The organism is Flavobacterium algoris (genome assembly GCF_048158525.1).
GTDB lineage: Bacteria > Bacteroidota > Bacteroidia > Flavobacteriales > Flavobacteriaceae > Flavobacterium > Flavobacterium algoris.
The window spans coordinates 53,229-66,619 of record NZ_JBLNKT010000021.1 but is presented as its reverse complement, the minus strand read 5'-3'; the positions used below and the strand labels follow the sequence as shown (position 1 = coordinate 66,619).

Annotated in this window: 8 protein-coding genes; 5 read left to right on the top strand and 3 right to left on the bottom strand. The window is 31.7% G+C overall.

Annotated features, from left to right (window positions below):
* Positions 1-346: 346 nt before the first annotated feature.
* The 3 genes from ACM55I_RS11545 to ACM55I_RS11535 all read left to right on the top strand — a co-directional run bounded on the left by ACM55I_RS11545 (position 347) and on the right by ACM55I_RS11535 (position 2,475).
* Positions 347-667 (top strand): hypothetical protein, encoded by a 321-nt coding sequence (locus ACM55I_RS11545; RefSeq protein ID WP_416846956.1) that lies wholly within the window; start codon positions 347-349, stop codon positions 665-667.
* 38 nt (positions 668-705) lie between these two features.
* A complete protein-coding gene (locus ACM55I_RS11540) occupies positions 706-1,011 on the top strand; it encodes a hypothetical protein (protein ID WP_416846955.1) in 306 nt (101 codons plus the stop codon).
* Positions 1,012-1,137: 126 nt separating this feature from the next.
* The gene (locus tag ACM55I_RS11535) at positions 1,138-2,475 is read left to right on the top strand and encodes a sigma-54-dependent transcriptional regulator (protein WP_416846954.1); all 1,338 of its coding nucleotides are present in this window, start codon (positions 1,138-1,140) and stop codon (positions 2,473-2,475) included.
* Here ACM55I_RS11535 and ACM55I_RS11530 read toward each other — a convergent pair.
* Positions 2,472-4,904 (bottom strand): ATP-binding response regulator, encoded by a 2,433-nt coding sequence (locus ACM55I_RS11530; RefSeq protein WP_416846953.1) that lies wholly within the window; start codon positions 4,902-4,904, stop codon positions 2,472-2,474. The genes ACM55I_RS11535 and ACM55I_RS11530 overlap by 4 nt on opposite strands.
* A 117-nt stretch (positions 4,905-5,021) precedes the next feature.
* Positions 5,022-6,923 (bottom strand): S9 family peptidase, encoded by a 1,902-nt coding sequence (locus tag ACM55I_RS11525; protein WP_416846952.1) that lies wholly within the window; start codon positions 6,921-6,923, stop codon positions 5,022-5,024.
* 212 nt (positions 6,924-7,135) lie between these two features.
* Here ACM55I_RS11525 and ACM55I_RS11520 point away from each other — a divergent pair, with 212 nt between their 5' ends.
* Both ACM55I_RS11520 and mtgA read left to right on the top strand, forming a co-directional pair.
* Positions 7,136-8,248 (top strand): NAD(P)/FAD-dependent oxidoreductase, encoded by a 1,113-nt coding sequence (locus tag ACM55I_RS11520; protein ID WP_416846951.1) that lies wholly within the window; start codon positions 7,136-7,138, stop codon positions 8,246-8,248.
* The gene (gene mtgA, locus ACM55I_RS11515) at positions 8,248-8,988 is read left to right on the top strand and encodes a monofunctional biosynthetic peptidoglycan transglycosylase (protein WP_416846950.1); all 741 of its coding nucleotides are present in this window, start codon (positions 8,248-8,250) and stop codon (positions 8,986-8,988) included. The genes ACM55I_RS11520 and mtgA overlap by 1 nt, the downstream gene beginning before the upstream one ends.
* Positions 8,989-9,090: 102 nt before the next feature.
* Here the strand turns inward: mtgA and ACM55I_RS11510 are convergent, their stop codons facing one another.
* Positions 9,091-13,038, bottom strand: coding sequence for a hybrid sensor histidine kinase/response regulator transcription factor (locus tag ACM55I_RS11510; RefSeq protein WP_416846949.1), 3,948 nt, complete (start codon positions 13,036-13,038; stop codon positions 9,091-9,093).
* Between the last annotated feature and the right edge of the window lie 353 nt (positions 13,039-13,391).

Here is a 13,391-nt window from a genome sequence, read left to right as displayed (position 1 = left end):
CAATAAACAAACTTTTAGAACAATTATTAAGGCAATATTTTCAATTTTTAATAAATTTCTGCTAAATCAGGTATTCCTTAAAACAAGTAGAGGCTATCTTTTCAGACAACCTCTTTTGTACTACTATTTTTTGTCTATAAGGAGGAATAAATGCTATTAGTGTGTAAATATTATACAGGCTAAAATGGAGTATACACACTTTGATTAATTTTAAATCATTTAAATAATTAATAAACATCTATAAAACAGTGATTTAAGTTTTGGTCAGTTCATGTGCGTAACTATGGTATGATAATTTCATTAGTTTAAATAACAATAAAACAATAAATTTTTAAAATCTATCATTATGAAAAAGTTAATCTTATCAGCAGCAATCTTTTTAGGAAGTTTATCAACATTTGCACAAGCAACTACGGCTACAAAAACAGAAGAAACTACTCAAACTGCTCAAGCTACTCAAAGTGTTGAGGAAAAATATACAGAAATTAAAGCAGAAGAACTTCCGGATGCTGTTAAAGGAGCATTGAAAAAAGCTTTTCCAACAGCTGTACTTGACAAAGCATTTGTAAATGAAAAGAAAGAATATAAGTTGCAAGTTACTGTAGGTGAAAAAGTAGGAGCTCTTTATGCCGATGCTACAGGTAAATGGATTACTAAACAGTCTTAAGAAATATCACAAAATTTAAATCAGAAAAAAACATTAGTATGAAAAAGTTAATTTTATCAGCAGCAATTGTCTTAGGAAGTTTATCAACTTTTGCTCAGTCTTCTACAGTCAAAAAAACAGAAAAAATAGAAACTATAACAAAAGTTGTTGAAGAAAAGTATACAGAAATTACAGCAGAAGAAGTTCCAGAAGTATTACAAATAGCTTTGAAAACAGCTTATCCAGAAGCAGTTATTGAAAAAACATTTGTAAATGAAAAGAAAGAATTCAAACTAGAAATAAAAAATGGTGATCAGAAAGCTACTGTTTATGCGGATGCTAATGGAAACTGGATTAAAAAATAAGTTTGGGTAACTTAGGAAGTGTGTTTTTAAAAAGAGAGATTGTTTTTACAGGCTCTCTTTTTTTATAAATTTTTTATGAAAATTAGGGTCTAATAACTTTATATTAGCATTCAAAGTTAAAAAACCATGTCGAAAATTTTATTGATAGAAGATGATGTCTCTTTTTGCAAGTTGTTAGAGAAATTTCTTGTAAAAAAAGCATTTCTCGTGACGACTGCTTTTACAGCTGAAGATGCAAAAATTAAAATTAACAATGAAGAAATTGACCTTATAATTACGGATTTAAGACTTCCTAATTATGATGGAATTGAATTAATGACAGAATTCAAAAAATCACATCCAACAATTCCAGTCGTCCTTATGACGGGTTATTCTGATGTGAATAGTGCCGTCAAAGCAATTAAAAAAGGGGCTTCGGATTATATTTCTAAACCATTCAATCCTGAAGAAGTTTTATTGGTTATTTCCAGCGCATTGCAAACACCAACTGAAAATACTCCAAAAATTGTTATTCCAAAAAATAAAAAAAACAATGTACTATCGGGAAACAAATTTGTTTCAGGTATTTCTTCCGCTTCAAAAAAACTTGCGGAATACATTGAATTAGTGAGTCCAACAAATATGTCCGTTTTGATTATAGGAGAAAGCGGAACGGGGAAAGAAGTTATTGCAAAAAGTATTCATCAACAAAGTTCCAGAAAAGACAATAATTTTATTGCTGTTGACTGCGGAGCAATACCAAAGGAATTGGCTGCAAGTGAATTTTTTGGACATATCAAAGGTTCTTTTACAGGAGCTATTGGTGATAAAATAGGGTATTTCCAGGCCGCAAATGGCGGTACAATTTTTTTGGACGAGATAGGGAATTTATCATATGAAAATCAAATCCAGCTACTACGAGCTTTACAGGAAAGGAAAATAAAACCTGTTGGGAGCAATAAAGAAATCGACGTTGACATTAGAATTATTACTGCTACCAATGAGGATTTACGGGAAGCGGTTAAAAATGGAGATTTCAGAGAAGATTTGTATCATAGAATCAATGAGTTTTCTATTCATTCACCTTCATTGATTGATAGAGAAGAGGATTTGATGATTTTTTCTGATTTTTTCCTCGAAAAAGCAAATCAAGAATTGAATAAAAAAGTAATAGGATTTTCTCCAGAAGTAGTGACCATTTTTCAAAATTACAGATGGCCCGGAAATTTAAGAGAACTTCAGAACAGTATCAAAAGAGCGACACTTTTATCGCAAGGGGATTTTATCGAAAAAATAGCACTTCCTGTTGAGTTTTTTCAAAATTCTGATAATGAAACCAATGATTTTTCGTTGTCTCAAAACGAAAAAGAAGCTATTCTTGATGCTTTAAAGCAAACTAAAAATAATAAATCAGAAGCGGCCAGATTGCTTAAAATCAACAGAAAAACACTGTATAATAAATTGAAATTATACAATATTGATTAATTTAAATCTTTTTCTAAAAGCATAAAAATAGTAGCAATCTGATTTTTTAATTCTTTAAAATAGGTCGTGATACTTTCTATTGCAAGATCTTTCAATTCTAAATCATCTAATTTTCCAATAATCGTATGAGCCTGAATTTGTCTAAACATTGGACACATTCGATGCGAAATTTCTTTGATTTCCAGAATGTTATTTTCTGAAACAGCCTTTTCTAATTGAATTAAATTTTCCTTCGTGCTTTTTATAAATGACGTTAAAAATTCGTTCAAAGCTTCGTCATCGTTGGTCAAAAATGATTGTAATGATGTTAAAGAATAAGGCTTGTTTGAATCACTTTCTTCAAATAGTTGGTCTGTATTAATTTGATTTTCGATGCGATTAAAAATAGAATTTATTACAGTAAGCAGTGTTTTTGGATGGTAAGGTTTCTTGACAACTTCCGTGAATCCAGCTTTTTTATAAACATCTAAATCTAAATCGGTTCTTCCGGTAAGAGCGATTATTGGTTGGTTTTTATATTTTAGTGCTGTAGCATTTTTTAGTTTTTCTAAAAACAAAAAACCGTCAATTACCGGCATTTGAATATCGGTAATTATAAAATCAAAGGAACTTGTTTTTATTGTTTCAAGCGCATCAGCAGCGTTGTTAAAAGGAATGGCGTTGTAATTGTTTTGTTTTAAAATTTCAGTAGTCAGTTTCAATAAATTAATATCATCGTCAACTATAATCGCAGTTAATTTATTTTTTGGATGAGTTGTAATTGCCCTTTCTTTAATTAGAGAGGAATCAAATTGTAATGGAAGCTCAATTTCAAAAATACTGCCTTTTCCTAAAGTGCTTTTTAAACTTAATTTTCCGCCTAAAATTCCAATTATACTTTTTGAAATTGTAAGTCCTAAACCAGTTCCTCCATATTGTTTTTCGATGTTTTTATCTGCTTGTGTGAATTCTTCGAAAATTAATTGTTGCTTTTTTTCAGCTATTCCAATTCCGGAATCTTCAACTATGATTCTGATTTTATGTTTTTCAATATCTATTTTGGTTTCAATTTTTATAAATCCTTTTTCCGTGAATTTATAGGCATTTCCTATTAGATTAGTCAAAATTTGCCTCAATCTGAACGGATCGCCCAGTATAGGATTATTTAATTTCTCATCAGTTTCAATTAAAAGCGCTATCGGTTTTTGTTCATAGATGGATTGGATACTTTTTGCAACATCTGAAATGATATCGTTTAATAAAAATGGAATATTTTCAACTGTTATTTTACCGGCTTCAATTTGTGTGAAATCCAGTAAATCCTGAACTAATTTTGAAATATATTCAGATGAAGTTTTGATATTTTTTGCAAAATAGAGTTGTCTTTTGTTTAGATTGGAATGGTCTAAAAGTTCCGTGTAGCCCAAGATTGTGCTTAACGGCGTTTTTAAATCATGACTGACGGTAGAGATGAGTTGTTCCCTGTTTTTAAGAAGTTTTTTTGTTTTGGTATTGGCAACTTCAAGTTGTTTTTTATAAGATTGTGTTTTTGAAAAATCATTCAAAATTAAAATCAGGAAAAATAAGGTAGATAATAACCCTACTGCGGCTGTTATGGTTACTATTTGATTGATTTTTTTTAATGAACTTTCTCTGTCAAAATAGTTTTTTGTCGTGTTTTTGATAATTTCACTTTCAACAATGTTTAGCACCTTTCTTAATTGTTCCGATATGGAAAGTTCATTTTGAAGCAATTTATCTTCTTCAAAATTTAATGATTCTTTCTTTTTTGCGGTCTCTTTTTTAACTTGATTCAATAACGTTTTAGAAGCTAGTAAAATTGAGTCAGAGGCTTTTTTGGTTAGCGTATTTGTACTGTCATCAGGAATATTTTGATTGAGATAAGCAACATACTTTTTAAGTGCATTTCTTTGATATTCTCCCATCGCCGACGGATATTTTACAAAATCTTCCAATTGGAGTTTTCTTAACGAAGCTTCCATTTTAGTTAAATCGGCAATGGCTTTTTTTACTGAAAATTCATCGTCAGTTTTGTTTTTTATAGCTTTTAGCTGCTTTATGTTTTGAGTTTTTTTTGCTAAAAGAAACTTTACACTATCCAATAATATAATTTGATAGGGAGTAGTGACCAATAATTTTAATGAATCAATGTCTGATTTTAAAGAATCTGTTTTAGAGACATAGTTTTTGAAATCCTTCTCAGAATCAGATTGAATCGTTATCCGGGCTAAACTTTCCGTTTTATACACATTAGAAAGTAAATTACTTACTTTTAAAATCTTACTGTTTTCTTTGACAATCTTACTTTCCGTATTCGAAAAAACGGTACTTTCCGAATACAAGAACCAACCTACACCAACAAATAGAGCAGCCAAAATTAAGTAACTGATAAAAATTTTAATAGGAATGTAACTTTTTTTGCTATTCATCTTTCAAAGATAAAAATTACAAAAGTGTTTAAAGTTAAGTTATTCAGAATGTTTTAGCATAAAAACAAAAAACCTCACTAAGAAGCGAGGTTTTTTGGAATTATATGAATTATAGATTTACAAGGTTTCTTTCAGCCATTTGAAAAACTCACCTTGCCAAATTTGAGCATTTTGAGGTTTCAGCACCCAATGGTTTTCTTCTGGAAAATATAGGAATCTACTTTTTATTCCTCGCAATTGGGCCGCTTGAAAAGCTTCTTGTCCTTGTCCTATTGGTACACGAAAATCTTTCCCGCCTTGAATAATTAAAATGGGTTTGTTCCATTTCTCCACTAGAGTCATTGGGTTGAATGTAGTATACGCTTTTTGTGCAACAGCATTATCTTTTTCCCAATAAGCACCACCAAAATCCCATTTATTAAAAAAAACTTCTTCAGTAGTCCCAAACATGCTTTGAGTGTTGTAAACACCATCATGAGCAATGAATGTTTTGAATCGGTTGTTGTGGATTCCAGCTAGATAAAATACCGAATAGCCTCCGTAACTGGCGCCAACGCATCCTAAACGAGTGGCATCAACATATTTTTCTTTAGCCACATCATCAATTGCCGAAAGGTAATCGTTCATTACTTGTCCACCCCAGTCTTTGCTGATTTGCTCATTCCAAGCCACTCCATGACCTTGCATACCACGACGGTTTGGTGCTACTACAATATAGCCGTTAGCCGCCATTAACTGGAAATTCCATCGGAAAGAATACCCTTGTGTCAATGGAGCCTGTGGTCCTCCTTGACAAAATAAAAGTGTTGGATATTTTTTTGATGCATCAAAATTAGGCGGGAGGATTACCCAAACTAGCATTTTTTTACCGTCGGTTGTGGTTACATATCTTCTTTCGGTTTTGCTTAACGTTAATGAATTATAGGTTGTTGTATTTATATTTGATAGTTGTTTCCAAGTATTTTTCTTCAGATTGTAAGAATAAATTTCTGCAGCATGGTTCATATCTGCTCTTGTAACGATGATGTTATCACCGGAAAAACCAACTAAATCATTGACATCAAAATCTCCATTAGTGATTTGGTGGATGTTGATTGCAATTTTGGTTAGCCCTGGGAAATTAACTTCAAATAATTGTTTCGTTCCGTCTATTGGTGCAACAAAGTAGATTTTTTTACCATCATTACTCCACATAAAATGATCAACTGTTCCGTCCCAGTTTGCGGTCAGGTTCATGTTCATTCCTTTAAAGCTGACAACAATGTCATTTTTATCTGATTCGTAACCATCACGTTTCATTTGTAACCAAGTCAAATTTCCTGTTGGAGAAAATAGTGGAGCGGTATCATAACCTAGATTCTCTTCGGTTTTGTTACTAGTTTTTCCAGTTTCCAGATTGTATTCGAAAATATTGGTATTGGTTGAAATAGCATATTCTGTACCTGCTTTTTTCTTGCTGACATATAAAATGCTTTTACTGTCTGGCGACCAGATGTAATCTTCGTCACCACCAAAAGGTTTTTGTGGGCTATCAAAATTCTCTCCTTTCAGAATGTCGATTCCAACGGCGCCTTCTTTGTTTTCTTTATAAAAAACATGGTTGAATTTGCCTTCGTTCCAAGTATCCCAATGGCGATAATCTAGTTCATTGTAGATTTGAACTTCTGATTTTTCAAGAGCGGGATAAAAATCTTTCCCTAGAACCTTGTCAATTTTTACTTCTTCATTATAAACAATATACTTTCCGTCAGGAGAAATGCTCTTGTCTTTTAAAACTTCTTTGGTATCGTTTATTTCAGTTGGATTTCCGCCACTTAAGGGTAAAATGTAAATTTTAGAGTTTGATTTATTTTCTTCAACCGAAGGAGTTGCTACTTTATAAACTACATTTTTTCCGTCTTTTGAAATACCTAATGGGGTTACTCTTCCTAGTTTCCAAAGTAATTCGGGGGTCATTACATTTTGTGCCATAGCATTTAGACTCATCATTATTAGTGTTGTAAACAGTATTTTCTTCATTTTAAAAATTGATTTTTTCAAGCTATAAAAATAGCCTATTTAAGTTGATATTTTTCGTTTTTAACACTTGGATTTTAGCCCCGATAATAGTGGAAATCCTTTTATTTTTTTTCTTTAAAAAATAAAAGATTGCAACGGATAGCGGGATTAGCTCTTGAAATAAATTCAGAATAAATCCCAAAAATCATTATTTTTATAAAAAATATTTGGACATGGATTTGAGCTATTGGGAATTAAAAAACTGGTTTACTGACGTAGATTATACGATTGTAGGGAGCGGTATTGTGGGCTTGCACACTGCATTACGCTTGCGCGAAAGATTCCCTGACAGTAAAATTCTTGTTCTGGAAAAAGGGATGTTACCGCAAGGAGCCAGTACTAAAAATGCCGGTTTTGCCTGTTTTGGAAGCCTTTCGGAAATTATAGATGATTTAAAATCCCATTCGGAAGAGGAAGTTGTCAATCTCGTTCAGAAACGATGGAAAGGGCTGCAGTTGTTGCGAAAAAGACTTGGTGACGATACAATTGATTTCAAGCCTTACGGCGGTTATGAGTTGTTTTTGAATACGGATGAAAACAGTTATAGCGAATGCGTTGGGAAATTACCATTCATCAATGAAATTTTAAGACCACTTTTTAAAACCGATGTTTTTGCCAAAGAAGTGGATCGTTTTGGGTTTGGCGGTATTCAGGAATATTTGATTTTTAATCCTTTTGAAGCGCAGATTGATACTGGAAATATGATGCAGGCTTTGTTGAAACAAGCGATTAATGAAAATATTTTGATTCTAAACCAACAAACGGTAACAGCGTATTTAGACAAAGGAAATAATGTAGAAGTAGCGCTTGGCAATTTTAATTTCACTACTAAAAAATTGTTGTTTGCTACGAATGGTTTTGCAAACGTACTTACTGATGGAGCGGTAAAACCTGCCAGAGCACAAGTTTTGATTACTGAGCCAATTAAAAATTTAGATATAAAAGGGACATTTCATTTGGATAGAGGGTATTATTATTTCAGGAATATTGGTAACAGAATATTGTTAGGCGGGGGTAGAAACCTTGATTTTCAGACGGAAACAACTACCGAATTTGGGCAAACAGAAATTGTACAAAAAAAATTGGAACAATTATTAAAAGAAGTAATTTTGCCGAATCAGGATTTCGAAATTGCACACCGTTGGAGCGGAATCATGGGCATTGGCAACAGCAAGAATCCTATCGTTTCGCAACTATCGGATAATGTATTTTGTGGCGTACGATTGGGAGGAATGGGAGTTGCAATAGGAAGTTTAATAGGAACAGAATTAGCAGAATTAGTATAATGGCAACGAAAATAACACCAAAAAGATCAAAACAACCCGCAAAAAAAGAACCGACAACTTTTATGAGTAAATTAACCCGTTTTTTATTTAAAGTTTTCTTGTGGTTTCTGGGAATCTCTTTGTTTTTTGTAGTGCTTTTTAAATTCGTTCCGGTACCATTTACTCCTTTGATGGTGATTCGTGCCATTGAAAATAAAATGGCTGGGAAAGAAAATTACTTTAGTCATGACTGGGAACCACTTGAAAATATATCAGTTAATTTACAAAAAGCGGTGATTGCCAGTGAAGATGGAACTTTCTTGAAACACAATGGTTTCGATTTTACCGCGATGCAAAAAGCATACAACAGCAACGAAAGAGGACGCAGAATAAAAGGAGGAAGCACGATATCACAACAAACCGCCAAAAATGTATTTCTTTGGCAAGGACGCAGTTATTTAAGAAAAGGACTGGAAGCTTATTTTACCGTTTTGATAGAGACTATTTGGGGTAAAAAACGTATCATGGAAGTATATTTGAATAGTATCGAAATGGGTGATGGGGTTTATGGCGCAGAAGCTGCAGCACAACACTGGTATAGAAAAGATGTTTCTAGTTTGACACCACAACAAGCAGCAGGAATTGCTGCGATATTACCAAATCCAAGAAAATATTCGGCAACAAGTTCTTCATCTTATATCAATAATAGAAAATCTAAAATTGTCCGCATCATGCGACATGTGGGGAAACTGGAATATTAGATTCTTTGGTTAAAGAAGCTAATCGCACAAAAACTAAAAAAACCGTAAATTCTAACTAAAGGATTTACGGTTTTTTTATGAAGAAAGTAAATGTAAGAATGCTTATTTATTCATAGAAATATAATCAGAAGGCGACATTTTGAAATGTTTGTGGAAATTTCTGCCAAAACTGGTTTGGGATTTGTAGCCTACTATTTCTGCAATTTCATACATTTTATAGTCTTTATTTAATAGTAATTCGGCAGCCTTTTTTAGCCTGACTAAGTTGATTAATTCATTCGGGCTCATATTTGAAATATCCTTGATTTTTCTATACAACGTAGATCTGCTCATGTTCATTATTTCAGAAAGGGATTCCACGCTTAAATTTTGATCTGCAATATTTTTTATAATTTCTTCATCTAATTTTTTCAAAAAGTTTTCATCTGTCTTATTGTGTGCCATGCTTTTTATATGAGAAAGAGGAGAGCTAGCATAATAATTCATTATTTGTTTCCTGTTTTCGATTAGATTTGAAGACTGAACTTTTAAGTATTCCATAGAAAAAGGTTTGGCAACATACGAATCTGCCCCAACTTCTAATCCATCAATTTGGGATTTAAGGGAATTTTTAGCGGTTAGTAATATCACTGGGATATGACTTGTTTCTAGATTGGTTTTAATTTTTTTGCACAGCGTAATTCCGTCCATAATGGGCATTTCTATATCACTTATCACTAATGCAATATTTTCATTGTGAATTATTTTAAGTGCTGTTTCTCCATTGTTGGCTTTTAAAACAGCGTAGGAAGACAGCAATTCTTTGGTTATAAAATTCAATAAATCTTCATTATCTTCAACAACTAAAATGGTTGTTTTTTCACTTTTTATTTCGGGTTCTATTATTTCGTTTTCATTGCTGTTGGTTTCTTTAGCCAGTTCGTCATAAAGCATAAATTCCTCTTCTTGATGCAAAGGGACGATAAACTCAAAAACATTCATTTTTGGTTCAGAAAAAACCAATTGCAAACTACCATGATGAAGTTGTGTTAGCGAATGAGCTAGAGAAAGCCCGATTCCGGTTCCAGAATTAGTATCCATATTATCAACTCTGAAAAAGGGCTCGAAGATTTTATCTTTTAAATTACTCGGGATTAATTTTCCGTCGTTTTTGACAATTAGTTCTAATTTTTTTTCATCTCTAATCAAACTCACTATGACTTTGTTTTCAGAATATTTGATGGCGTTATTGAATAGGTTGCTCAATATTTTTTTTAAGGCTTCTTTATCGACAAAAGCATAAATGTCTTTATCGCTTAATTCTAATTCAAAATCAATGTTTTTTTCTTCGATGAGTTGGCTAAATCTTAAATGCATGTTTCGGACCAATGCTGAAATATTTACTTCAACAAAAGTTAGTTTTAAACCACCAATTTCTGTTTTTCTAAAATCTAAAAGTTCATTTACCAGTTTTAATAATCTTGAGGTGTTTTTTTTCATTATGGAGAGATTTTGCGGAATCTCAGGAGTTTGATATTCAAACTTTAAAAGTTTTTCTAAAGGGCTTTTGATAAGTGTTAATGGTGTCTTGATTTCATGGGCAACATTGGTGAAAAATTCTATCTTGGCTTGATAGATTTCTTTTTCTTTTTCGTCGTTTAGATGTTTAATTTTTCTGTCATTTTTTTCTTGGCTTAAATTATTAGAATAACGAATAATCATAAACAAGCCATAACAGATTAACATAAAGTACAATAGATAAGCATAAGTACTTGCCCAAAACGGCGGTAGTATTTTTATTTTAACAGCAATTTCTTTACTCCAAACACCAAAACTATTGCGTGATTTTACTTTAAAAACATAAGAACCAGGAGAAAGTTCCGTAAAGAAAACTTTATTGTTTCTTTCTAAATAGACCCAATCCTTATTTACATCCTCTAATTTGTACCAATATTCTGTTAGCTCAGCTCCGGTATAATTTAATGCCGCAAATTCAATATTAAAAGACGATTGATTGTGGTTTAGTTCTAGTTCGTCTACGTGCGAAATGGATTTTTTTATGGGAGAGTCTATATCGTTTGTTTGTACTTCCTGATTATTTATTTGTAAACTGGTTATAAAGATTTTTGGAGCATATTTATTTTTACTAAAATGTTTAGGATTGAAGCTAATCATTCCGTTTAAGTTACCAAAATACATATCTCCATTAGTGTCTTTGTAAGCTGAGTTGTAGTTGAACTGGTCACTTAATAAACCATTAGCGGTTGTGTAAATTTTAATACTATTGTTTTTAGGATTAAACTGCACTAATCCTTTAGAGGTTGTTATCCATAAATTTTGCTTGTCATCTTCTAAAATACAATAGAAAACATTGCTTGGGAATCCTTTTTTTGTGTTGAATTTGGTAAAGGTTCTTGTTTGTTTGTCAAATAAATTTAAACCGTTTTCGGTGGCAATCCATAAATTTTTCTTACTATCTTCAAAAATGGAGTTGATAGAATTGTTGCTTATTCCTTTAACATCTTTATAATTGTATCTGAAAATTTCTTTTTTCTTATTTTTAGAATTGTAAAATAATAACCCGTCTCTATAGGTTCCGGCCCAGTAATTTCCATCATTATCTTCCATAAATGAGGTATAATGCATGTTTTCAGGGAAATTCTTTAAAATGTCAAAATTGTCATTTATCGAATTGTATTTGTAAATTCCTACGGAAGTTTGTACCAAAAAATCTTTGTTGCGGGTTTCATAGAAACTAAAGATAAAATTACTTTTAAGAGCTCCTGTTTCAGTCCCTGCGTTGTAATGTTTGATTACTTTTCCTGATTTGCGATCCAAAACATCTAAACCATGTTCAAAAGTACCAATCCAAATATTTTCTTTTCGTGGCAGTAAAGCATGAATATTGTAATAGGATACTGAACTTGGACTCCCATTTGGTTTATAAGAAGTGAATGCCTGAGTTTTTGGATTAAATTTATTGAGTCCCGCGTCTTCAGTTCCTATCCAAAAATCACCGTTATCATCTTTGTGAATTTCTCTGACGGCACTTCCGCTAATAGAATTTTGATTGTTTTTAGGGAAATATTTTTTAAACTGTGTGTATTGTTTTTGATGATAGTTGATGCCTCCAAAATAAGTCCCAATCCAAACCCCATTTTCTTTATCAATAGTTATAGAATAAGCGGCATTATCTGAAAGACTGAAAGGGTCATTGAAGTCTTTTTTTAGATTGATATATTTTTTTGTTTTAATGTTGTAAATATAAACACCTGATTCGCTTGCTATCCAAATTTCATTTTTCCCCTTTTTTTTGAATTGTCTTACAAACAAAGGGTCTTTTGTCGCAAATGGTAGGGAGGACGTACTTTTAGTTATGTGATTGTAGGAAAGAACACCATGATCTTGTGTGCCTATTAAAATGTTGTTTTTGTCTAAAGCGTAAATTACCGTTATTCTATAAGATGGATTATTATAATTTAAGGGAACGGTTTCAAATGATAAACTTTCCTCTGAATAATGATATAATTTGTTTAATGAAGAAACCCATATTCCTCCTTTTGCATCTCTTGTAATAGAAGTAGCTATAAAATAATTGTTTGGATTAAATGTAGTGGTTTCGTTTTTTGCAGTGGAATACTTATAGAGAATATTGCCTGAAATAAACCATATATTACCATGTTTATCATGCTCAATTGCTGCTATTCGATCATTAATTGCTTCGTTTAGGATACTAAAACGATCTAGTTTTTTATCGTATTTATACAATCCCTTATCCGTTCCTACCCAAATTATACCTTTATATTCATGTAAGGATTGAATGTAATTACTTCCTAAACTATGAATTGGGTCTGAATTGCTTCGGTAGGTCTTGAAACGATAGCCGTCAAACCGGTTTAAACCATCTTTTGTGCCAAACCACATAAAGCCATCTTCATCCTGTAATGATGATAAAACAGTATTATTTGAGAGTCCTTCTTCTACTTGATAATGCTTAAAATAATACTCTTGCGCTTGCAGAGAATCTATTGTTAAAACTAAAAAAATATAAAAAAATAAGAATTTACGCATGTTTATGGTTTTGATGTTAAATACCGACTTCAACGAATCGTCTCAATTATATTCCAAATGTTGCAACACTCTAATTTTATAGCTCTAAAACAAGAATTTGCACCATTTCCAGTAAATATTGACACAAATGAATAGATTTTTTTTGAATTAAAATGCCCTATTTTGAATTTTCAAATAAAAGATATTGATAATTTATTGGCTTTAAAATTATTATATCTATAAAAAAAATCAATAAAAAATTCACATTATTAATTTATAAAAAAAATGAACCAAATTTTATTGGAAAACAATATGAATTGCTTTTTTGTTCGAATAAGAGACGATTGAAATCTCCCAATCATTTAATAAACCAA